Raw genomic sequence first — 23,110 nt, 5'->3', positions numbered from 1 at the left:
ATCACCGTCCTACGAGTCCCATACCGTTAATGATTTTATCGAGCATCTCATCGACGGTCGTAATATTTCGTGCTGCCGCATTATAAGCGTGTTGATACTGAATCATCATCGTCATCTCTTCATCGATCGAGACGGCAGACATCGACATACGCCGCTGGTCCGCACTCTCCATCAAGACAGCGGCACTTTTTCCGAGGCGCGCGACTTGGTCGGTCGAGACCGCCATGTTGCCGATGACGTTTTGATAGAACGAGCCGATCGTCGTCGTCGTGTTCGACTTCGTGAACGTAATGCTTGCCGTCTTCATCTTCGCCAGTGCCAGCGCCCCTTGGCTGTCACCGATGTTCCCGTCCGTCGACGTTGCAATGTTATCGAGACTCGCTTTGATGTCTGTACCGACAGAAATCGTTGCTGCCGTGATGTCGCCACTTGTCGAAGCAAAGAACGCATTCGATCCCGCTGTCCCGTCTTTTTTCAAGTTCGTCGCGTGCGCGACGTTGAACGCGTCGGCGAAGGTCTTCGCCATCTCATCAAGTTGACTCTCCATCTTGACGTATTCACCGACAGCTTGACCGTTTCGTTCTTGCCCGTACATCTCGATCAATCCTGTCAAACGACCTGTTGAGAAACCGCCTAGCTGATCGAACGTGTAGGTTTGTGTCTCCGATTTGAAGCCTGTGTATAGTCCTTGATCGTTCGTCGTGAAGGTTAGTGTCCCTGCTTTCGGTAAGTCGGAGTCGACCGCAAGCAGCTTGTCCCCATTCGGAAACTTGATGTTGACGTCAATACGTCCTTCCGCGTTGCGTAACGCATTCCCCATCTTCCCTGTTTCAATCGCCTGAGCGTCTACCGTCACTTTTTCGAAATCGACATATTGAGCAAGTTCATCAAAGTAGCGATCACGTTCATCATAGAGCGCGTTCGGCAAGGTACCGAGCGGTTCGACGACATGGATTTCCGTATTAATGTTATGGATTTTTTGCAAGAGATCATTGACTTTTTTCGTCGAGACATCGATTTCACTTTTTAAGTCTGATTTGACCTGATTGATTGCCTTCGACATGTAATTGAAGGTCTGTGCGAGCGTCTCTGCTTTTTGCCGGACGACACTGCGCGCACCCGAGTCCTGCGGGTTCGTCGACAAAGTCTGAAGTGATTCCCAGAACCCGTCGAATGCTTTCGCAAGACCCGTATCCGACGGTTCATTGATGATATCTTCCATCCGTCCGAACGCCGCTTCCTTCGTGCCGTAATAGGAAACCTTCGTCACTTCATCCCGGTATTGCTTATCGAGCATGATGTCACGAATCCGCTCGATCATTTCTCCGCGGACACCCGTTCCGACTTGACCATTTCGGCCAGATCCAAGCGATATCGAAAGCTGTTCTGTCGTTCCCATGACGAGACGCTGACGAGAGAATCCTTCCGTACCGGCGTTCGCAATGTTATTTCCAGTCGATTGCAGGGCCCACTGGTTCGTCGTTAATGCCCGACGTCCTGTCTCAAGCCCCATGAAAGTCGATCCCATCCGTATTCCTCCTTACGCGTTTCGGTTAAAGTGTGTCTGGTTCAGTGCGGACTGCCCATATGTGAAGTCGTCTGCTTCTGGAATCAAGAGTTGAAGATGCCAATCCAAATAGTGCAACGATTGCTCGAGCAACTCTGCGTTCAGTGCATTCAGCTGCCGCAACTGACCGATCGTCTGCAATAATGTCCGGAGTGAGTCGATATCTTCCGGGTGCGTCTCGATCCATTCGGTCATCGTCACGCTACCCATGAGTGCAAGTCGTTCTTGCTCTAATGCTTCAATCCGCTTGATATGTACCGGTTCTTCCTTGACAATTTCAGACAAGCGACGCATGTCGTTCGCGATCAAGACGTGCTTCTTTTCTTCTGCGAGCGCGAGCAATTGAGCGTGCGCCTCGTTGAGTTGATTGATGAGTTGCATTCGGTTTCTCCTTCCGAATTAAAAAGGTTCCATTCATATAAAAAACGACCCGCGCATCCGTGCCCCGAGTCGCCTCCATTTTCTACGATGTTCCGCTTACAGGTTCAAGAAACGTTCCGCGATTTTTTTCGCGTCCGGTTTATAGGTTCCATCCTGGATCGCCTGCTTGAGGGATTCAATCTTTTCAGTCCGTGACGTCTGTGTCTCATTAAAACGCGCGCGCGCTTCTGTTGAGATACTGACTTCGTCCGGACGGTTCGTGCGTTGGTTTTTTGTTCCTTCTACTGATTGAGTTCTTTCGTACGTTTTGGGCATGTTCACCCATTTCGTAGAATCAATTCGCATGTGAACACCTGCTTTCTAGACTACAAGATTCTTAGTTCAAGTCCGATACGTCCTTGGTTTCGAAGAGTCAGAAGAGTCAAGCATCGCCTGGGCGAGGTCACGTCGTAAACGATCACGACATGCGGCACAAATCGTGCCTTCACGGGAGGGCTTCCCGCAATTCTCACACATGATTTCCATTTGGGAAATCTCGGAGATCAATAAGCGCCCTTCCTTGATGTAACGGAAGACGGTATCTCGACTGACACCCGTTCCGATCTCGACATCTTTAGGTGAAGTCCGGATTTTTCGTCGTTCTCGCAGAAATTCGCGCACCTTCTCAAAATCCGTATGATCCTTTCGTATGCAATCAATACACAGTTCTGAAGATTGACGCACGACTAACTTTCCGCAAGATTTACAATTGATGACATCCATTTCTTTCACCTCATACAGAGTATCGGCAGGATTGTCGCTTTCTTAAACACTTCGAAATAAAGTTACAGCAGAAATTTCTTTTGCGCCTGCCTCCTTCAGTCGAAACATTGCCTGCCGAAGAGTCACACCTGTCGTGTAGACGTCATCGACGAGCACAATGTTCTTCCCTTTGACGTCATTTGTCACGCAAAACGGATTACTTCGCGCAAGCCGAGCCTGTCGTCCTGCCTTACTTTGGGCAGGACCCTCCAAACGATTCAAATACGGCGCGATTTTCCCACGCATCTGGCGTGCGATCAACTCCGCTTGATTGAAACGACGGTCTGCGAGACGCTCGGTGCTTAACGGTATCGGAACAAGAACAGCTTGTTTGATTTTTACCTTCTTCAAGTCATCGGTAAACATCTCAAGCAACGCAGTATCTCCGAGAAACTTGAACCGACGCATGAATTCCTTGGCTGCCTCATTGTACAGATAAAGAGGTGTCGTCTGGAGGGGCAGCCCTTGTTGCCGCCACACCGTACAATCTGAACAGCATGGCGAACCCGGCTTTCCACAATCGACGCATTCCCCTCTTTTTACAAACTTTATTTTACAGGTCGGACAGGTCACTTGCCTAGTCCAGAGATTTCCGAGTTCCCAACTAGGTAGATAGACCTCTTGACAGAATAAACATCGATTCATGGTTGCACGGCATTCGCTTTTTTAATGTGATGGATCGCTTCATACATCGCATCACTTCGGTCATTCGCGCAAAATAAAATGTCACCATCCGGATACGCCGACGATCGTCCGACACGTCCGCTGATTTGAATCAAGGCTGCCGTACTGAATCCGTGATCGGCATCAAGAATCGCAACCTGGACGTTTTCAATCGTCACACCCCGCTCTAGAATCGTCGTCGTCAGTAAGATTCCTGTCGATTGTCGAAAGCGTCGGACCTTCTCGACTCGTTCTGAATCCGCGGCATGGACCGTCTCGACGGTATAGCCTGCATCTGCGAATCGGTTCTGCCATCGCTCAAGCTCCGCAATACGCGAGACGAACACGAGCCGTGGTACAGCAGCATGACGCGCCAACCAATCGAATACGATCTGTTCGGTATAAGGTACGACGAGCTTTGGTACCGGTAACGGATGCCCGTGATAGCGTCGCATCAGTCGGACTATCGGAAAGCGTCGATGCCAAAACGAAGGGGTGGCGCTTAATAAAATCAAGGCAGCGTCTTTCGTCATCGCTCGTTTGACGTACCGGTGCAACGTCCGGTCCATCCGGTAAGGGAAGGCGTCGACCTCATCCAAGAAGACGACATCGAAACAATGCCGGTAATGAATCAATTGGTGTGTCGTACTGACCGTGATGTCACCTAACTCGAGACGCTCCGACGAACCACCGTATAAAGAGACAATGGACGCATTTGCGAATGCTCGCTTTAAATGCCCTGTCAATTCCCGGACGACATCCGCCCGAGGTGCTGCGACAAGAACACGTCGTCCGTTTGTAAGGGCGTCGGCGATTCCTGGAAAGAGCATCGGCGTTTTTCCGGCACCACACACGGCATGGACAAGAAGTCGTTTCGGACGCAAGACGGTCTGCTGGATTGCTTGTGCGATGCGCAGTTGCGCCGGCGTCAACAACAATGGTCCGTGTTGCGACGGGATCACTGGATCAAGCGCCTCCAAATCCGTCACAAGCCTCCCGCAGCTTCGCAATTTGCCATAAGCGAGACATTTTCGGCAATAATAACAGGCTGTTCCACATGTACAGGCACCTCGTACTGGTAGTGCGCCACACCGTTGACAACGCCATGTCACGGCTGGCATGTATCGATATGTTTCGTTTGGTGTATCTATCCATTCAGCAGGTACGAGCCGTCCTCGAAGATCCATCATCATGACCTCTCCTTTCTGTGACGTTCCTTTCTCGCATATGCCTGGTATCTCCTTGTCCGCATTCGTTCCTGCTCCATCGCTTTTTTCCTCAGTCAAATTAAGAAAATAGTGTATGTTATGTCTCTAAAAGTTGTCGTAAGTAGAATCATTCATGAAAATCGAGGATTTTGACAAAACAAAAGCAACAGGTATTCTCAATGTAAGAGAATTCCTGTTGCTCATCTGTTTTCTCGGATATATTGTTCATTCCGCTGCATGATACCATGTGATCCCAATTGCACCAGGTCCGAGGTGGGTCCCGATGACGGGTCCGAAGAAGCTCATCTCGATGCGCGCCTGCGGGAAAAGTGCCGTTAGTTCGGCAATTTCTGCTTCTGCTTTCATAGAATCCTCAGCATGGATGACACCGATGACATATCCTGCTCCGTCTCCTTTGATGTCTTCCTTCATCATTTCCTCGATCCGATTGACCGCTCGCTTGAACGTCCGGATTTTTTCGAACGGAACGATTTTCCCGTCGATGAAGTGAAGGACCGGTTTTATCTTCAGAAACGAGCCGACGAATGCCTGTGCGACACTCAGACGTCCACCGCGCTGGAGATGGGCTAGATCGTCGACGACGAAGTAGGCTCGAATCTGTTTTTTTAATGTCTCCAGACGATCAACGATCGTCTCTGCCGTCGCTCCTGCATCTCGCAAACGAACGGCTTCTTGGACGAGAAACGCTTGCGGCATACAGGAAATACGTGAATCGATTGGATGGACGTTGACATGCTCCACCATCATGTTGATCGTATATAACGCTTGATACGTTCCACTGATCCCACTCGATAGTGTGATACCGATGATATCCGTTCCTTCCGGCAATTGCTCGAACGACGCAACGAGATCACCGATGTTCGGTTGTGATGTCGTTGGGAGGCTGCCCGTCTGGATGCGTTCATAAAATTCAGCTACTGAGATGTCAAACCCTTCTCGATAGGCGTCACCGTCGAAGATGACACTAAGTGGTGCGACGTGCACTTGATGTTCTTCACAATAGGTAGTTGGCAGATAGGCTGTGCTATCCGTTAAGATCACAATCTGGCTCATCCGTGAATTTCCTCGCTTTTATAGTTCCGTCGTGACGCTGCCGAATGTGACACGCCACAATCGTTTTTAAGTGTAGCATTTTTCCTTAGATAAAAAAAGAAAGACGGGAGCCCCGGCTCCTGTCTTTCGAGATATTAGACGACGACCCATCCACGGCGGATTGATTCGACGACGGCACCAGTACGGTCCGGTACATTCATCTTCCGAAGGATCGATGAGACGTGGTTCTTGACCGTCTTTTCACTGATGTATAACGTATCGCTGATCGCGCGGTTTGAGAAGCCGTCCGCCAGTAACTGTAAGACTTCGCATTCGCGACGTGTTAGAACGTGGAGCGGTGCTTCCGCGACTCGTTTTTCAACAGGCTGTGATGCCATCGTTTGTTTCATCTTCATCAAACGACGATATTCCTGTAACAAGTTCGGTGTGACCTTCGGATGGACGTAGCCACCTTCGCGGTATACGGAACGAATCGCATTGACGAGCTCATCGGTTGCCATTTCTTTTAAGAGATAACCGACCGCGCCCGCACCGAGTGCGTGCATGACATACGTCTCATCATCATGAATCGATAAGATGATGACACGGACGTCCGGATAGACTTCCATCAGACGTTTTGTTGCTTCGACACCATTGACTTGCGGCATGTTGATATCCATTAAGACGATATCCGGTTGGTGGGTTTCGACGAGCGAGATGACTTCCGCTCCGCTTTCCCCCTCCGCTACGACGACGAACTCTTCTTCGAAATCAAGAATTCGTTTAACGCCTTCGCGGAATAACTGATGATCGTCGACGATGACTACTTTCACTTGCTCGTTGTTCACAGTGTTTCCCCTCTCGCTTCAGATTCCTCGATCGGAATCTTTACCTTGATGACCGTACCTTTTCCGGGTTGCGTCTCGATTTCGAATTCACCATCGATCAATTCGATCCGCTCACGCATACCGACGAGTCCGAATGACTCGTCACACGACGCGACGATGGAATCAAAATCAAATCCAACGCCATTATCCTTTACATGGATTCGTACGGAATGTTGATATTGTTCTATGATAATACGAATGTCACTCGCTTTGGAATGCTTAACTGCATTTTGAACGGCTTCTTGCACGATTCGGAAAACGGCGACTTCATACGTCGAATCGATTCGTTCACCGCCTCCAAGATAGTTGAAGTGAACCGGAATATTCGAAATTTCTTGAATATGACGAAGATAACGTTCGAGCGTCGGAACGAATCCGAGATCGTCAAGCGTCATCGGACGTAAATCGTATATGATACGACGGATATCAGCAAGCCCATCCCGAATCAACGTCCGTAAACGGTGAATCTCTTCAAAAGCTGCCTCTGCCCCATTGTGCTGGTGAATCTTTTCAATCAAATCTGCCCGGATCAAGACATGGGCAAGCGTCTGTGCCGGACCATCATGCATATCGCGCGACAGCCGGCGGCGTTCATTTTCGGCGGACTGGAAGACTTTTAGACCCATCTCCTGCTTTTGCATCGCCTTTTCATATTTTTCATTCATCATCTGCATATCGTCCGTCAAGAAGTTCAAGACGACCGAGACACGTCCAATCAATTGATCTGCTCGTTCTATCGTCTCATCGAGCTGAATCAGTCGGCGTTCGAGCTCATCACGTCGTTTTCGGCAATTCATCTCGTCTCGTTGATTGATGAACGATTCGAGCTGCAACGTGTTCGCAGTCTCATAGGCCGACCGGACATCCTGTTCCGAGTAGCTGTCGAAGTTCTTACTGACGACGACGAGTCGCGCCTTCGCATCCTTGATATGCCGTTCAAGTCGTTCTGCTTCTTTTATATAGTCGTGCACCCGAATCTTCAGGTCGCGTAGTTCTTGCTGAATTTCGGCATACTGTTCGCGAGAACTTTCCGTAATCCGGACGATTTCTTCCCGACTCTCTTCTACGACGCCGATGATGTTCTGTACGATATCATTCAAGGATAGCCGCTCCCTCATCTCATTCGTCATGGTACTCCCTCCATTCCTTGCCAGTCGTCTACGGTTGTCTCTCTCTTGGAACGTCGTTATGCTAGAAAGAACTAGTTAACGAGGAGGACATTTTTGATTATGACATTATCTAATTATTATACAGTAAAAGAAAATGGTTTCCACGAAATCATTATCCAAAAGTCACGATTCATTACCTATTTAGCGCGTGCAACGACGGAAGAACAAGCCCAGGCGTTCATTTCCGAGCTGAAAAAAAAACACCACGATGCGAACCATAATTGTTCCGCCTACGTCATCGGTGAACGCAATGAGATCCAAAAAGCGAATGATGACGGTGAACCGAGCGGAACAGCTGGTGTTCCGATGCTCGAAGTATTGAAAAAGCGTGACTTGCGCGATACGGTCGTCGTCGTGACACGGTATTTCGGCGGCATCAAGCTCGGTGGTGGTGGATTGATTCGCGCATATGGTTCGAGTGTCTCTGAAGCATTGAACGCAGTCGGTGTCGTCGAACGGATCGAGCATACCGTCGTTTCTGTCAATGTCGATTATACATGGCTTGGTAAACTCGAGAACGAACTGCGGGCAAGCGTCCATCCAATTGATCAGATCCATTACCTCGATCAAGTCCAGATCGACGTCCTCGTCAAGACAGCCGATGTTCCGGATTTTCTCGACTGGATGACGAATATGACGAATGGTCAAGCTGAGTTGTCAAGCGGCTCTACACGCTACCTCGAACGTGACATTATTTCCTGAACTGCTATACTGATTATAAAGAATTTTAAAGTTTTTCAAAAATTCAGAAAAAGTTAGGGGTTAATGAACGTGGAAGAGCGAACCCGAAGCAATAAAAAAAAGATAAAGAAAAAACGTTCTTGGTTCAAAGTGTTCGTGATCAGTTTTCTTATCGTGCTTATTGGCGGAGGGGCGACCTTCGCGTATGTCGCGTACAAGACATTTCAGACCGCAAACGACTCAAAAGTCGATTTAGCTCGTGGTGACAAGTCCGAGAAACGAGAAGCTGCCATTGATTTGACGAAAGATCACTTTTCCGTTCTGCTCGTCGGAACGGATGAACGACCTGGTGACACTTCCTCACGTGCTGACACGATGATCGTCGTGACATTCAACAAGGACGATCAGACCGTTGATATGGTCAGCATCCCCCGTGATTCACTCGTCGAGATCCCTTCTGTCGGTTACGAAGATAAAATCAATCACTCTTATGCCTTTGGTGGCATCGATTCAACGATTGAAACCGTCGAGACGTTGCTCGATATCCCAATCGACTATTATGCCTCGATCAACTTCAACGGTGTCGTCGCGATCGTTGACGCCTTAGGTGGCATCGATGTCGACGTCAAATTACCGATCGATACGCTCGACTCATCCGATAAGCGCAATGGCGTCAAATTGGAGCCGGGGAAACAAACGTTGAACGGAGAGGAAGCACTCGCTTATGCCCGAATGCGTTATCAAGATCCTGAAGGTGATATCGGTCGAACAAAACGCCAACAACAAATCGTCGAAGCGATCGTCGATCAATCCACCTCATTCGGTTCCATCACGAAATTGAACAGTCTGATGGATGCGACCGGTGATAACTTCAAAACGAACATGTCGTTGACGGAAGCATTCCAATTGCAACCATTCATCAAAAAAATCGGTTCGGTCAACCGGATTGATTTAAAAGGAACGGATACGAAAATCAACGGCGTCTACTACTACCAACTTGATCCGACTTCACTTGCGGATGCAAAAACGACGTTGAAGGAACAGCTCAATCTACCGACTGATGAGACAACGGACGGCACTATGACGGAGGCTGCAGATGATTCGGTCACTTCAACCAACTGATCATACGTCACTATTAGACGTTCAGCGCCGCGCTTACAAGATTGAAGCACGATTACTCGAAACTGCTGATTTCCCGCCATTGCGAGAAACGATTGATGACATCAACATAGAGGCACCGACTGGTTTTGTTTATGTTATCGACGATAACATCACTGGTGCCGTCACGGTTGACGCTCTGACAATCACCCGTCTCGTCGTTGATCCGGCATACTTCCGGCAAGGGATTGCACAATCCTTGTTGCAACATCTATTCGAACACAGTCACGCAAAACATGTCATGACCGGAGCGCGTAATCTTCCCGCGCTCGCTCTTTATGCTCGCTTCGGCTTCACGGAAGTTCGACGCGTATTCCGCGATGAGATTGAACTCGTCTTCTTGACGCGCGTGTGACGTCTAATAACAAAGCAGCAGTGGACAAATGTCCGCTGCTGCTTTGTTATTAGAAGAAAAGAAAACCGAGCACTGCACCGATCAGAACAATACGAAGCGGTGACTGCTTATAAAAACGTAACAGACAAAATAATCCGAAAGCCATCAAGAAGTCGAGTCCACTTTTAATACTCGATGTAAAAATCGGATCGTACAATGCCGCGAGTAAGATACCGACGACGGCAGCGTTGACCCCGATCAACATCCGACCAACCGACTGATTTTTTCGGATGCGATCCCAGTACGGCAAAACACCGATGACGAGTAAGAAACCGGGAAAGAAAATCGCAAGCGTCGCAAGGATGCCTCCAGAAATACCAGAGACGATCGTACCGAGATACGTCGCGAATGTGAAGAGAGGTCCCGGTACTGCTTGTGCCGCTGCATATCCGGCAAGGAACGTATCCGTATTCATGAGTCCAGGTACGAGCGATTGCTCAAGAAACGGCAAGACGACGTGCCCGCCACCAAAGACGAGAGCTCCGGCACTGTACATGATACTCGTCAGCTGAATGGTTCCAGTTGTCGCTTGAGCGAGAAGCGGTGTGATGGCGAGTAAGACGAAAAACAAGACGAGTGCGATGACGCTAAACATTCGTGGTACGCGAATTGACAACGAACCACCTGTCTCTGTCTCTTCTTTGAACCAGAAGAAAGCAATAAGACCTGCGAGTAGTAAGACTCCGACTTGCACCAATGGATGGGCAATCAAGAGCACGCCTGCGAGCGCCAGTAACATCAAGGTCAGGCGTTTGGCACCTGTCGCAAGCTTCATTCCCATACCCAGAACGGCGTCAGCGACAATCGCGACCGCAACCAGTTTTAATCCGTGAATGAATCCAGCTTCTGCAACGTCGAACCGTGTCGCAAGAAGCGCGAACAGAATCAAGGCGATACTCGACGGCAACGTGAAGCCGATGAAGGAAATAATTGCTCCTGCTACCCCACCACGGATCAGTCCGATGCCCATTCCAACCTGACTCGAGGCTGGACCGGGTAAGAATTGACAGAGCGCGACTAAGTCAGCATAGGCTTTCTCGTCGATCCATTTTTTCCGTTTGACATATTCTTCATAAAAATACCCGAGATGGGCGACCGGACCACCGAACGACGTCCATCCGAGCTTAAACGACACTAGAAAGATTTCGATTAAACGATGCATGTTTCACCTCCATCTTTCATTTTACATAAAAATTGTTAAGTTCTCGTGAACTTCAATGATTTTTCTTCCCGTATGTTCCCTTTCGCCACAATTTCTCCATAGGACCTTGTGCATGATGCTTTAGATATCTGTTTGATGCGATACCTTGCGTAATCAAAATCAGGAATACAAGTAACAGACCTTGCCATAAAGGCGTCGTTTCAAACTGACCGCTCAGGAAGATGAAACATGTAAAGACGAGTGTGTGCATTAAATAGTTCGTCAATGCCATCCGTCCCAGTCCAGCAAACCACCGCATTCGTCCAGCACGGACGAGTAATGCGACAGCACAAGCATAGGTGATAGCAAGCGTCCGACCTGATAACCAGACATAAAAGAGATTAGATGAACCGTCTGGTAAGTCCATATGTGAATGAATGATTCCTACGAATGATGGCACCGTCAGCAACAGGCTGATTCCGAACGTCCACCAGAGAAAACGATTCGTCGGCGGTCGTGTGCTGAAACGTTCCATCAACAACGCCCCGATTAAGAACAGCGACAGAATTTGCGGCCATATGATACCGGTGTTCAGAAAGGATTGCGGTAGTTGAACGGTTATCTCATCGTGAATGAAGCCGACAATATCCCGGGAAGCGACCAACGATTCCAGGAAATCATTCTCTTCGATACTCGATTCATCTCCGAATTCGTTAGCATATTGGTAAATCGATATGTAAATCAGGAAAGTATACACTTGACCGACGACTACAACTAACATTTTCGTAATCGACTTTGCTTTCGTAAATAATAACAAGATGAAACCAGTCAACGCATACGTATGTAAAATATCGCCCTGCCACAAGCATAAATGCACTAGTCCAATGAGAAAAAGAATCCCCAGACGACGCGCAAAAATCATCTTCGATAATCCTTTTTGTCGCAAACGCTGGATGAACAAATAGAATCCTGCTCCGAACAAGACACTAAATAGCGTATAGAATTTCGTCTGGATGAAAAGGTCAAAAAACAGACGAATCCATTGGTCCGCTTCCCCCATCATCGCATGTGATCGATCCCCAAGAAAACTTGGCATATTGACGAATAGGATTCCGCATAATGCAAAACCCCGTAACACATCTAAATAAACGATGCGTTGATTCAACTGTTGTTCCAACCTAACACTTCCTTCCTAAAAAAAGGAGCTGACTCAAAAAAAGAATGACGCGTCTTTTCACGCCCTTTCCTCAGGCGAGACACAAGCCAGTTTTCCTGCTTCATTCAAGCAGGAAATCAGGTCTTGTTTGTCTCTGACAGCGCATAATGCGCTTTTTCCTGTAGGAGTGGCGCGAAACACGTCATTCTTTTTGTTAAAAGATAAGGGTGGCAGATCATCATTCTGCCACCCTTATCTTTGTAGAGACTGACTTTTGAGTCAGCCCCTTTATCATACGCTATCTCGATGTAAAACGTTCCAACAAATTCAATAATGGACGATAGCGTTCACCGAGCAAACCGAGCGACTCGACTAAAATATCGAGGACAAGCAGTAACATGACGAGGGAGACAAGTGCCCCAAGTGAGTTCGTCTGAGAAAAGAGAACTGCCGTCATCCCAAAAATTGCACAGAGTCCATAGATGACAAGGACCGCTTGGCGCATTGTAAAGCCAAGATCAAGTAACCGGTGATGCAAATGAGCTTTGTCCGGTGCGAATGGCGGTTTTCCTTGCAACACCCGACGGACGATCGCAAATAACGTATCGGAAATCGGGATACCAAGCAAAATGACCGGGACGGCAAGCGAGAACAGCGTCACGTTCTTGAATCCAAGTAACGACAACACACCGAGCATATACCCGAGGAACAAAGCACCCGTATCGCCCATGAAAATCTTCGCTGGGTAAAAGTTATGGAACAAGAAGCCGAACGTACTCATCAATAAGAGAATCGCGACGATCGTCACGTAGACGTTTCCTTGGATGACGGCAAGACTAATCAATGTCAACAAGACGATACTTGAGACACCGGCTGCTAAACCATCTAATCCATCAATCAAGTTGACGGCGTTCGTGATCCCGATGACCCAAAGGAACGTCAACGGAACACTCCACCACCCGAGATATAATTGTTGGTCGAACGGTAGATTGATGAACTCAATCCGAATCCCACCGTTGAGGACAATGACGGCGGCAACGATTTGCCCCATCAGCTTTAAACGGGCATTGAGCTGGAATCGATCATCAAAGGCACCTGTCAAAATAATAACGAATCCGCCGACTAGAATATGCGTCGCATACGGACTCGAAGGTTGTAAGATAAAATAACCGATCATGAACGCGATATAGATCGCAAGTCCGCCAAGTCGCGGCATGATTCGGACATGTACTTTTCGCGCGTCTGGACTGTCAACGGCACCGACTGCAATCGCAAAGCGTTTCACGACGGGTGTGATCAGTAAGGCGGCGATAAAACAGACGATGGACGCAGTCCATAACATAGTAACATCACGCTCCTGCGCGAATTATATCATAAAAAAAAAGAGCCGACGAGCGGCTCTTACATGAAGATCGGTACTTCAGCAGCTGGATCATATGTATAGATACCGCGTCCAACTTTCTTAATGGCAGGGTTTGCCTGTTCGACTTTCGCCATCAATTGATAGATATTGCTGATTTGATGGCGATAACGTAACTCGAGTTCCATTTGGATATCACGAGCTGTCATCGATTCACGCTCGCGCATTAAATCACTGATTTGGTGCACGTAGACTTCTAGTGGATACCGTTGATTGACGCGACGTTGCTTTAACGGACGCTCATGCGTGACGGCGATTTCTTGCGAATGTTCTCCCGTTCCACGGCTTAATTCCGAGATCAAATACTCGGCGCGACGTTGCAGACGACGGTATTCCTCTTCGATTTCCATTAGTTCGCGGTAGATGTGTTCACTGTTCCCCATTCCTTGCCCCTCTTTCCTATTTTATACATTAATGTTTCATTTGTGTTTCAATTGTATGTATTTTGAAATATATTAAACTATAATTCGCCTCGATAATATATAATTTCTTTAATTATTTAATTATCCTGTAATATTTTCATATCCTTACCGATAAATTGGCTACACTTCATATTAACAGAAAGGAATGAAAACGGAACATATAATTTCGAGATTTAACTATTTTAATAATACTTAAGTTCTATTAATACAAGATATATCTTTCTTATTTTAACGAAAAGGAGACTGGAAATTTAATGGGCAAATTACCTAAAACATTTCAGACCGCTTTAGTACTTTTGTTGGTATCCGGTTGCTTCGCTTCTACTTCTACTGTATCGGCTGCGACCGGCACAACCTTTACGAAAACTTCGTATCAGACGACGGATGCTTTGAATTTACGTAGTTCGAATTCGACCTCTTCGAAGAAACTACTGACGATCCCGAAGACGACGAACGTCACGTCAAACTACCGTAAAGGCTCTTGGTATAAGTTGTCATATAAAGGAAAGACGGGTTATGTGACGGGATCTTACCTGAAAAAGATTGAGAATGGTACGTCCTTTACGAAGACGTCCTATAAGACGACCGATGCGTTGTCCTTACGTAGTGCGGCAACGACGTCTTCTAATCGCTTGTTGACGATTCCTAAAGGGACAGGCGTACAATCGAGTTTTAAAAGCGGAAATTGGTATAAAGTTACCTATGCGAACAAGACTGGTTATGTTTCGGGTTCTTATTTGAAGAAAGTAGCTGCACCAGCTAAAACCACGGTCTATACGACGACCGATCGCTTGAACTTCCGTTCGTCCCCCTCGACGTCCGGGAAAGTACTTACAACGATTCCGAGTGGAACAGCAGTCAGCTCCCTCGCCGTTAAATCGAACTGGCATACGGTGCAGTACCAAGGGAAAACAGGTTATGTCATGGGGACATACTTGAAGAAAGGGACTTCCGTCCCTGCCTCGACGACTGGAAACGTTGACTACAGTGGTTCGAAGATGTATGTCTTAATCTCGTCCGGTAACAGTGTCGCTCTTCGTGCGAATACTTCAACGCTCAGTGGTCAAATCGCCCGTCTCGGTCGGGGGACCCCTGTCGTCGTCACGAATCCGCGGCATCAAACGAAAGGCTTCGTCGCCGTCCGGACAGCGAGTGGTCAAAGCGGTTATGTCGATGCGACGTATCTGACACTGTTCCAACCGGCACCATCAAACCGTCCATTGCTTGTCCTTGACCCGGGTCATGGTGGACATGACGCAGGCGCGGTTCGTTACGGCGTTACGGAACGTGACATCGTCCTTGCAGTCACGAAACAAGTCGCTGAACGTCTTGCCGGAAAAGTCGATGTGACGATGTCACGTTATACAAACGATTACTACCCGTCACTTGGAGAACGGAGCGCCCTTGCGAACAGTCATGCGACGACTGCTTTCGTCAGTGTTCATATCAATGCTTCAACGAGTGCACAGGCATATGGAGCAGAGACCTTCTACTATAAGGGTGCTTCTTCGATCAACCTCGCTCAGAACGTTCAGCAACGTCTCGTCTCGTATGCTGGCATGCGTAACCGAAGCGTTCACTATGCGAACTATGCTGTCATTCGCGGCACACAAGCACCGTCGATTCTAGCGGAGCTCGGTTTCCTCTCGAACAGCGCGGATCGTGCGAAACTGACGAATCCGACGTACCAGTCCCGCTATGCTCAGGCGATCGCGGACGGTATCCTCGCTTCACTTTAAATCAACCGCATACCAAAAAGGATCGCTCAGGGAAGCGATCCTTTTTGTATACACATAACTTTCAAGGAATGTCCTTCACCATCAGGGAATGGTTCAGACAAGGGAGCGACTAGCGAGGATTTGCTCAAGGGAAAGCAAATCTGTCGAATCGACACGATAGTCTGCCTCATGGAGTGCCGACTCCGGTCCTACTCCGACGGCATACATGCCGGCAGCGTGAATGGCAGTGATGCCAGCTGTCGCATCTTCTACACCGATGCAACGACTCGGTTCGACGTCGAGTGCTTCTGCAGCACGGAGAAACACTTCAGGGTGTGGTTTCGATTGTGCAACAGTCGCAGCGTCTACGATGTCATCGAAATAGTGTCGAACCTTTAATGCCTCAACGACCATCAGCGCATTTTTAGAGGCGGACGCCATTCCGATTTTCAGCCCAGCGTTTCGGATTTCATCGAGGAATGCAGTGATTCCAGGAAGAAGATCCTGTTCAGAGATATGCTGGATCAATGTGACATAGTGTTCGTTTTTCTTCGCGGCGAGTGCTAGCTTCTCCTCCGCTGAAAAAGCGTTCTGTTTTCCGCCGAGCGCAAGGATCCGCTCGAGTGAATCCATCCGGCTGACACCTTTTAATGTCTCATTGAATTCCCGGTCGAACGGGATATCCAAGTCCTCTCCTAATTGTTTCCACGCTAAGTAGTGATACTCTGCCGTATCGGTAATTACGCCGTCTAAATCAAAAATGACCGCTTCGATCGTTGGTGCCATCCGACATCCATCCTTTCTTCCATCGTCCATGAAAGGCAAGAAATCGAATGACTTTGCGCAAACGATTGCACTTGCCTTATGAATAATTTTACTGGTTCTTCCGAATCTTTGCAAGCGTTATCAAATATTTCTGATTTTCTATTTTCAGACGCAAAACATGTCCATTTTGATAACGCTTTCAATTTTAAGGGAATGTTTTACTTATTTCGTTTTTTACTATTCGTTTTACAATTTTTAACTGCTATAATGACTTCATAGCATATGAGGGAGTGACGAAGATGTTTCAACGTGTTAAACAGTTGTTGAATGATCAAAGTCGAAGAATTCATCGTTATGAAAAAATCGTAACGACGATCAATAGCTTAGAACGAGAAATGGAGCAAACATCTGATGAAGCGTTACGGGAGTTGACGATTTCGTTACGGGAACGGCTACGAAACGGAGAACGGATTGATGCGATCTCACCAATGACATTTGCGCTTGTTCGAGAAGCGAGTAAACGAACGCTTGGCTTACGGCATTACGACGTGCAGCTCATGGGCGGACTCGCACTGCTTGAAGGACAAATCGCTGAGATGGCGACTGGTGAAGGAAAGACACTCGTTGCTTCACTCGCGAGCTTCACCCAAGCGTTATATGGAAAAGGTGTTCACGTCATTACCGTCAATGAATATCTAGCACGGCGCGATGCTGAACAAATCGGTCAAATCCATCGTTTTTTAGGACTGCAAGTCGGAATCAACTCCGCTGAAGCCACCTTTGAAGAAAAACGGATTGCTTACGCAGCGGATATTACATACGGTGTCGGGACTGAATTCGGATTCGATTACCTGCGGGATCATTTAATCATGGAGCCAACGGAACGTCTGCAACGTCCCCTGCACTTCGCCTTAATCGACGAAGTCGATAGCATTTTAATCGATGAAGCGAAAACGGCACTCATCATGGCGGAACGAGACAGTGTCCACGAAGGATTACAACAACTCGTCCGTCATGTCGTCCAGACGTTTGAAGACGAGCGGGATTATACGTTTGATGAAGAAATCAAAGCCGTCGCCTTGACCGATCACGGTATTGAGACGATCGAAGAGACGTTCGCGATCGATCATCTGTTTGCCGCCGAGCATTCCGTTCTCTTCCATTACGTCATTCAAGCCTTACGTGCCCATGTCGTTCTCAAACGAGATGTCGATTATATCATCAAGGATCAAAAAATCGCGCTCGTCGACCTCTTCACAGGTCGTCTGATGGAAGGACGCAGTCTATCTGATGGTTTACACCAAGCCCTTGAAGCAAAAGAAGGGGTTCCGGTCACGGAAGAGAACCGGACGACCGCCCAAATCACGATCCAACATTATTTCCGTCTCTATCATCAGGTAGCTGGAATGACCGGTACGGCGGCGACGTCACGGGAAGAATTTCAAAAGACGTACGGCATGGACGTCGTGACGATTCCATCGAACCGCCCGAAAATTCGGATCGATGCAGAGGACGTCGTCTTTGCAACACGCGACGAAAAGCTAGAAGCCATCGCGCTGGCAACAAAATCGGCACACGTCACGGAACGACCGGTTTTAATCGGGACTTCATCGATTGAACAGTCTTTGCGCGTCGCGAAGACACTTGATGCGCATGGACTCACCTACGAGATACTGAACGCTAAAACCGTCGATCAGGAAGTCCGGATCATTGCGGCTGCCGGACAAGCTGGTCGAATCACGATCGCGACCAATATGGCAGGTCGCGGAACGGATATTTTACTCGATGAAACGGCACGACAACAAGGCGGCTTGTTCGTCATCGGTACCGAACGCCATGAATCGATTCGGATCGACAACCAGTTGCGTGGTCGGGCAGGTCGCCAGGGTGATCCTGGATTGACGCAGTTTTATCTTTCGCTCGAAGATGAACTGCCACGCCGTTTCGCGCGAGATCGCCTCGAGCGTGTGCAACAAAAAGTACGAAACACTGCCGGTCCGCTTACTTCGCGTGACGTCCGGGATCTATTGCAGTTCGCTCAGTCGACATGTGAATCTGTCAACCGAAGTGTTCGGGATGAACTCGTTCAGCTCGAAGAAGTCATCAGTGAACAACGGCAAGCGATCTATCATCTCCGGAATAGAATCGTTGATGCGACGTCACTCGAGGATATCGTTCAGCCATTTGCAGGACGTGTCTTGCCGTCGATCCTCGACCAAACCCTCTCTGACGATCTCGTTCCAGAAGAATGGCCACTGGCTCTCGTCATGACAGAACTCGAGCAACTGTTACATCAACCAGTCACGTTAGAACGACTGGAGACGATCGACGAGATGAAACGACAACTCGAGCCGCTGATTGTTGAAACCGAAGCCCTACTCGTTGCCCATGTCACAGCTGAAAAAGAGACCGTCAAACGTTTCATCCTCCTTGCACTGGACGAGCAATGGACGCGCCACCTGACAGCGATGAACACTTTAAAAGAAGGGATTCATCTCCGCAGTTACGGACAAGAACAACCGGTCCGCATCTTCGAACGGGAAGGCATGGATTATTTTGAATATGCCATTGCAAGTTTCGAGAAACAGGTCCTTTCAGGCATCTGCCGCGCCGAACAGACACACGATAGCGAAGGAGAACTGCACCATGCACACGTCGAATGAAGTGTTCCGTCCCCCGCTCTATTTCACGGAGGACATGCCGATCGTCAAGGAAGATGAATACGTCTTTCGTCACGTCGCGAAACAACTGCCTGATCTAGAAGCCAATCAGATGGCGATCCATCTGTTTCAAGTCTTATCACACCGTCCTCTTCATGTCATCGCCTTGTTCCAAAACACGTTGTCTCGGTCGTTCCACCTGAATGACCTCGTCGTCCTTGCTTTATCCGGTGATGAACTTGTTGCTCGTAAAGTTCTCAGTATCGAGGAGGTCCCGGTCATCCTTCCGATGGCGACGTTACCGCTCTGGTTGACGTTTGAAGAAGACGAATGTTTCGTCGACCTCGAACAGTTGACGGAGCCGCTAAAACTCGTCTTCTCAAGCGAGACTCTGACGGAGCTCTTCATCGAAGACGACTCCACGGAACTCGAGCAACGGATGATCCGCCAAGTCGCTTATTCGCATCCGACACCACCCGCAGACGGTTGGTCCCTCTTACCAGTTTCAATCATGCGCGAACTAGACACTGTGACAGCAATCGTTCTCGTCCGTAATGCGAGCGATCAGACGCTGACACTCGAGGCGCTAACGCTTGAACTAATGGATGACGAAACGCCAATCGCAGATGTCACCCATCCCGGACTATCCTTACCCGCTTATAGTCAACAAGCGATCCGTCTCCGTTTTTCCTGCACCGCCCCGCACGTCGATGCTCTCGGACTCCGCTATCTCCCACCTTCTTCATAAAAAAACGTCTCGGCACACAAGATGCCGAGACGTTTTCCTTATCCTTTTAAGAGTCCGATGACACGGACGTTGATTGCTTTTGGTTGGAACGCGAGCATATTTTCCATGTCTTGCGCGATTCGTTCTTGGACTTTTCCAGCTGTCTTGATGATCGACATGCCGTATTTGATATGCACAGATAAACTGACCGTGATGTCGCCGCCGACATCTTCGACTTTTACAAGTTTGACCATTTGTTTTTCCTGTAATTTCGAATCATCTGCTGTAAAGGCAATGCCTTCTGTTTCTTGAACGGCTACACCTGCGATGACCTCAATGACTTGTTGCGAGACGTTCACGACACCATCCGCATTATTTAAATTATATGACATACCTTCCACGCCCTTCGTCTAGTAATCCATCTATCTAAAGTGTAATGCATTCCGCTTTATTTTGAAAGGTCTTCCCGCTTCTCGACGATCGGACGAATGTCGATCTCAATCAAAGGACGGAGGACACGGACGACGAGCGGGTGTATGATGATGCCAACGATTAGTAAGGCGACGCCAATCATGATCAGTAAGGCAAGCCATGCTTGCGGAACGAACGCATCCGTTACGTATTGGCGCCACGCCATGACGAAGAAGACGTGAAGCAAGTAGACATAGAGACTGAGTTCCCCTGCTCGCGTGATGAGCGGCAAACGACGCATTGGAATTAACATCATGAAACCGAGCGAAGCCGCAATCGATAAGAGGTAGATGACGCTATGCTTGAGTACACCAACCAACGCGTCACTATCATATTGTTCGACATATGGGAAACGATGCTTGAACGCATTTGCAAAGTCGACGATCTCTTTCGGCGTATCACGCCATGCTTCGAATAACAGGAAGCCCATGACGGCTGCGAACGTGATACCACCAATCAAACGGACGTTCATCCGCCGCTTGAAATTCTTCGGCATCTCGAAAATCCGGATGAACTCGTGCTCCGATAGATAGTTCCCGAGTAAGAAATACGGATAGAACATGATCAACTTGCGAAGTGCTAAGAAGCCCGTGTTCTCAAGCTCGAACCCATATAACAAAGCGAACGCGAGACCAAACCAGACATATCCTCGCAAGCGGACGACATATGGCGTTACGATATACCAGACGACCATAACGAACAGATACCAAAGTGCCCAATACGGACGTAGTAGATGTGTTCCGATATTTTCCCCGGACAACAGTGGTAGTCCTTCTCCAAGTGTTGCCCAAGAACCAATTAAAATTTGCCAGACACAGTAGACGGCAAATAATTGGATGACACGTAAGTATTTATTTTCGCGGAAGAAATAACCGCTTAAGATAATGAATAATGGCATATGAAACGAGTAAATCAACAGATAGACCGTCTCGAGCAACTTTCCATCATAATCAAACCGTAAATCCGTCAGCATGCGACCGATGACGACGAAAATGACAAGAAAACCTTTGATATTATCAAACCAAGGATTCCGATTCATGTTACACTACCCCTTATACTCCCTCGAAAGGAACGAATGTTTATGAAAAAGACACTCCTGATTCTATCCATCGTCTTGAACGTCGTTCTCCTTGCATTGTTACTGGGACGTAAACCGCTCGAAACTTTCGGAAGCGTCTTACCTGCAAAGAGTACGACTCCAGTCACGACATTCCAATACGATAAGAACCCGAACTATGTCCGTTTGAATAGTTTATTCCATACTTATCAATACCCAAAATCAGCGAACGCTGTCATGTTAGGTGACTCAATGACGAATTTTGCCGATTGGCGCATCTTGATGGAGGATCCGACAATCATTAATTTCGGGATTCCTGGCGATACGACAGAAGGCTTTTTGACTCGCCTCGACTTGATTCTCGAGATGAAACCAAAACGCGTCTTCTTGATGGGTGGCATCAATGACATCCGTCACTATACGCCGATTCCACAAATTACCGAGAACATGACGACGATCGTGACGACACTTCGAAAAAATAACATCGACGTCGTCCTCCAGTCAACCGTTCCTGTGGCTCCAAAATATTCGGACTCTGTCCGAATCAATCGTGATGTCGAAGCGTTGAACCGAAATTTACAAAATCTCGCTCAATCGCTTAAAATCCCATTCGTCGACTTGAGACCTGTCTTGACGAACAAACAAGGGTATCTTCAGAATCGCTTGACGTATGATGGATTACACCTCGTCGGTGGGGGTTACCTGCGCTGGAGTGATGCCTTAAAACCTTATGCGTTGCAAACAAACATAACAGCAAACAAATAAGCAATGACGCATTAAAAAAAACGGCTCATCCCGACAATCAGGATGAGCCGTTTTTTGATTCTTAGTCTTCTTGGTTTTTAACACCCATATAAGCTGCAACGCTTGATGCTGAGAAAACAGCAACAGCAACGATTCCGACAGCGATCCAGATAACCTGATCCATCATTTCTTCATATCCCCCTTTATGTAACCGCTCACTTCTACATTTAGCGTACACGAATTTCGTCAAGAAAGAAACACATTTTCCATGTCTAATGACTAGACGATTCGGGAAAAAGTAACTATAGTAAAAGGACAACTATAAATTGTCAGAAAATTCGATTATTTAACAAGGAGGTGTTTCTGATGGCCACTTCATTGCTTACGCCGAAAGTGACGTTACGACATCGAAGTACTCTCAACTTTGGATATTGGCTTGTCATCGGATGCATAGGATGGGTGATGCTTGCCCTCGTCACGAATGTTGGTACCGTTCTTGGTCGTCTTCCTTTATATGAAAGCATTCCCCTCGCGATCCTTGTACTTGGGCTCACAGGTATCGTACTAAAAATGGCGCGTGACGAGTGGTGGATTCATTATCTTGAACGTCAGACCCAGTATTATATCGGACATGAGACCGTCACCAGTTGGTGCACGACGATCGATAGCATGTGGCTGATCCGTAAGACGATGCGTCGTGAACTTCGCCTACTTTACCGGCAGCTCGCTCAGACGAAAGCATCGGAAGAAGTGAAACAGATCCTTGCCCTTCAGCTTGTCGAGCGTGGCGTGCTCATCGTCTACTCCCGTCCAAAAAGTGATCATCCCGCTTGAAACGAAAAGAGGACTGCCCCATTACCTTCTAGA

At 48.0% G+C, this 23,110-nt stretch carries 24 protein-coding genes; 8 read left to right on the top strand and 16 right to left on the bottom strand.

Going from position 1 to position 23,110, the window contains the following annotated elements:
* Position 1 precedes the first annotated feature (1 nt).
* The 9 genes from flgK to Q9R23_RS11230 form a co-directional block, all read right to left on the bottom strand.
* Complete coding sequence (gene flgK / locus Q9R23_RS11270) at positions 2–1,528, bottom strand: flagellar hook-associated protein FlgK (RefSeq protein ID WP_290757374.1); 1,527 nt, start codon at positions 1,526–1,528, stop codon at positions 2–4.
* Between the two features lie 12 nt (positions 1,529–1,540).
* Positions 1,541–1,948, bottom strand: a complete 408-nt coding sequence (locus Q9R23_RS11265) for a flagellar protein FlgN (RefSeq protein ID WP_056063071.1) — start codon at positions 1,946–1,948, stop codon at positions 1,541–1,543.
* A gap of 96 nt (positions 1,949–2,044) precedes the next feature.
* A complete protein-coding gene (gene flgM / locus Q9R23_RS11260; protein ID WP_035410118.1) occupies positions 2,045–2,293 on the bottom strand; it encodes a flagellar biosynthesis anti-sigma factor FlgM in 249 nt (82 codons plus the stop codon).
* A 36-nt stretch (positions 2,294–2,329) separates the two neighbouring features.
* A complete protein-coding gene (locus tag Q9R23_RS11255) occupies positions 2,330–2,608 on the bottom strand; it encodes a hypothetical protein (RefSeq protein ID WP_155960182.1) in 279 nt (92 codons plus the stop codon).
* A 144-nt stretch (positions 2,609–2,752) separates the two neighbouring features.
* On the bottom strand, positions 2,753–3,157 hold the full coding sequence (locus Q9R23_RS11250; RefSeq protein ID WP_311247058.1) for a ComF family protein: 405 nt from the start codon (positions 3,155–3,157) through the stop codon (positions 2,753–2,755).
* Between the two features lie 233 nt (positions 3,158–3,390).
* Positions 3,391–4,602, bottom strand: coding sequence for a helicase-related protein (locus tag Q9R23_RS11245; protein WP_311247057.1), 1,212 nt, complete (start codon positions 4,600–4,602; stop codon positions 3,391–3,393).
* 243 nt (positions 4,603–4,845) lie between these two features.
* Positions 4,846–5,694, bottom strand: a complete 849-nt coding sequence (locus Q9R23_RS11240) for a DegV family protein (protein WP_311247056.1) — start codon at positions 5,692–5,694, stop codon at positions 4,846–4,848.
* Positions 5,695–5,828: 134 nt separating this feature from the next.
* Positions 5,829–6,521, bottom strand: a complete 693-nt coding sequence (locus Q9R23_RS11235; protein ID WP_029342537.1) for a response regulator — start codon at positions 6,519–6,521, stop codon at positions 5,829–5,831.
* Positions 6,518–7,690 carry a sensor histidine kinase gene (locus Q9R23_RS11230; protein ID WP_311247055.1) on the bottom strand — a complete coding sequence of 391 codons (1,173 nt, stop codon included), beginning with the start codon at positions 7,688–7,690 and terminating at the stop codon, positions 6,518–6,520. Before Q9R23_RS11230 ends, Q9R23_RS11235 begins: the two co-directional genes overlap by 4 nt.
* Before the next feature lie 99 nt (positions 7,691–7,789).
* On the opposite strand from Q9R23_RS11230, the gene Q9R23_RS11225 reads away from it, so the two are divergent.
* The 3 genes from Q9R23_RS11225 (at position 7,790) to Q9R23_RS11215 (ending at position 9,923) form a co-directional block, all read left to right on the top strand.
* Positions 7,790–8,431, top strand: a complete 642-nt coding sequence (locus tag Q9R23_RS11225) for a YigZ family protein (RefSeq protein ID WP_290756847.1) — start codon at positions 7,790–7,792, stop codon at positions 8,429–8,431.
* A gap of 69 nt (positions 8,432–8,500) precedes the next feature.
* The gene (locus tag Q9R23_RS11220; protein WP_311247054.1) at positions 8,501–9,532 is read left to right on the top strand and encodes an LCP family protein; all 1,032 of its coding nucleotides are present in this window, start codon (positions 8,501–8,503) and stop codon (positions 9,530–9,532) included.
* On the top strand, positions 9,507–9,923 hold the full coding sequence (locus tag Q9R23_RS11215) for a GNAT family N-acetyltransferase (protein WP_311247053.1): 417 nt from the start codon (positions 9,507–9,509) through the stop codon (positions 9,921–9,923). The genes Q9R23_RS11220 and Q9R23_RS11215 overlap by 26 nt, the downstream gene beginning before the upstream one ends.
* 49 nt (positions 9,924–9,972) lie before the next feature.
* Here the strand turns inward: Q9R23_RS11215 and chrA are convergent, their stop codons facing one another.
* From chrA to Q9R23_RS11195, 4 genes are all read right to left on the bottom strand, one after another.
* The gene (chrA, locus tag Q9R23_RS11210; RefSeq protein ID WP_311247052.1) at positions 9,973–11,124 is read right to left on the bottom strand and encodes a chromate efflux transporter; all 1,152 of its coding nucleotides are present in this window, start codon (positions 11,122–11,124) and stop codon (positions 9,973–9,975) included.
* A gap of 52 nt (positions 11,125–11,176) precedes the next feature.
* Positions 11,177–12,280, bottom strand: a complete 1,104-nt coding sequence (locus Q9R23_RS11205) for a DUF418 domain-containing protein (protein ID WP_311247051.1) — start codon at positions 12,278–12,280, stop codon at positions 11,177–11,179.
* A 277-nt stretch (positions 12,281–12,557) separates the two neighbouring features.
* Entirely contained in the window at positions 12,558–13,601 is a 1,044-nt protein-coding gene (locus Q9R23_RS11200; protein ID WP_035410148.1) for a glycosyltransferase family 4 protein, read from the bottom strand.
* Between the two features lie 59 nt (positions 13,602–13,660).
* Positions 13,661–14,062, bottom strand: a complete 402-nt coding sequence (locus Q9R23_RS11195; protein WP_035410150.1) for a Rok-like winged helix domain-containing protein — start codon at positions 14,060–14,062, stop codon at positions 13,661–13,663.
* A gap of 293 nt (positions 14,063–14,355) precedes the next feature.
* Between Q9R23_RS11195 and Q9R23_RS11190 the strand changes: the two genes are divergently transcribed.
* On the top strand, positions 14,356–15,840 hold the full coding sequence (locus tag Q9R23_RS11190; RefSeq protein ID WP_311247050.1) for an N-acetylmuramoyl-L-alanine amidase family protein: 1,485 nt from the start codon (positions 14,356–14,358) through the stop codon (positions 15,838–15,840).
* Between the two features lie 93 nt (positions 15,841–15,933).
* Here Q9R23_RS11190 and pgmB read toward each other — a convergent pair whose 3' ends face one another.
* Positions 15,934–16,605 carry a beta-phosphoglucomutase gene (gene pgmB, locus Q9R23_RS11185; protein WP_214727696.1) on the bottom strand — a complete coding sequence of 224 codons (672 nt, stop codon included), beginning with the start codon at positions 16,603–16,605 and terminating at the stop codon, positions 15,934–15,936.
* 278 nt (positions 16,606–16,883) lie between these two features.
* On the opposite strand from pgmB, the gene secA reads away from it, so the two are divergent.
* Both secA and Q9R23_RS11175 read left to right on the top strand, forming a co-directional pair.
* Entirely contained in the window at positions 16,884–19,247 is a 2,364-nt protein-coding gene (gene secA, locus Q9R23_RS11180) for a preprotein translocase subunit SecA (RefSeq protein WP_311247049.1), read from the top strand.
* A complete protein-coding gene (locus Q9R23_RS11175; RefSeq protein ID WP_311247048.1) occupies positions 19,231–19,992 on the top strand; it encodes an SLAP domain-containing protein in 762 nt (253 codons plus the stop codon). Before secA ends, Q9R23_RS11175 begins: the two co-directional genes overlap by 17 nt.
* 38 nt (positions 19,993–20,030) lie before the next feature.
* Here the strand turns inward: Q9R23_RS11175 and Q9R23_RS11170 are convergent, their stop codons facing one another.
* Positions 20,031–20,363 carry an Asp23/Gls24 family envelope stress response protein gene (locus Q9R23_RS11170; RefSeq protein WP_029342549.1) on the bottom strand — a complete coding sequence of 111 codons (333 nt, stop codon included), beginning with the start codon at positions 20,361–20,363 and terminating at the stop codon, positions 20,031–20,033.
* Between the two features lie 56 nt (positions 20,364–20,419).
* Complete coding sequence (locus tag Q9R23_RS11165) at positions 20,420–21,481, bottom strand: acyltransferase family protein (protein WP_311247047.1); 1,062 nt, start codon at positions 21,479–21,481, stop codon at positions 20,420–20,422.
* 42 nt (positions 21,482–21,523) lie between these two features.
* On the opposite strand from Q9R23_RS11165, the gene Q9R23_RS11160 reads away from it, so the two are divergent.
* Both Q9R23_RS11160 and Q9R23_RS11155 read left to right on the top strand, forming a co-directional pair.
* Positions 21,524–22,264 (top strand): SGNH/GDSL hydrolase family protein, encoded by a 741-nt coding sequence (locus tag Q9R23_RS11160; RefSeq protein WP_214852417.1) that lies wholly within the window; start codon positions 21,524–21,526, stop codon positions 22,262–22,264.
* Positions 22,265–22,609: 345 nt separating this feature from the next.
* Complete coding sequence (locus tag Q9R23_RS11155; protein WP_035410169.1) at positions 22,610–23,077, top strand: hypothetical protein; 468 nt, start codon at positions 22,610–22,612, stop codon at positions 23,075–23,077.
* Positions 23,078–23,110 lie beyond the last annotated feature (33 nt).

It is taken from the genome of Exiguobacterium sp. BRG2 (assembly GCF_031844245.1).
Lineage (GTDB): Bacteria > Bacillota > Bacilli > Exiguobacteriales > Exiguobacteriaceae > Exiguobacterium_A.
This window is presented reverse-complemented; position numbering and strand designations above follow the sequence as displayed.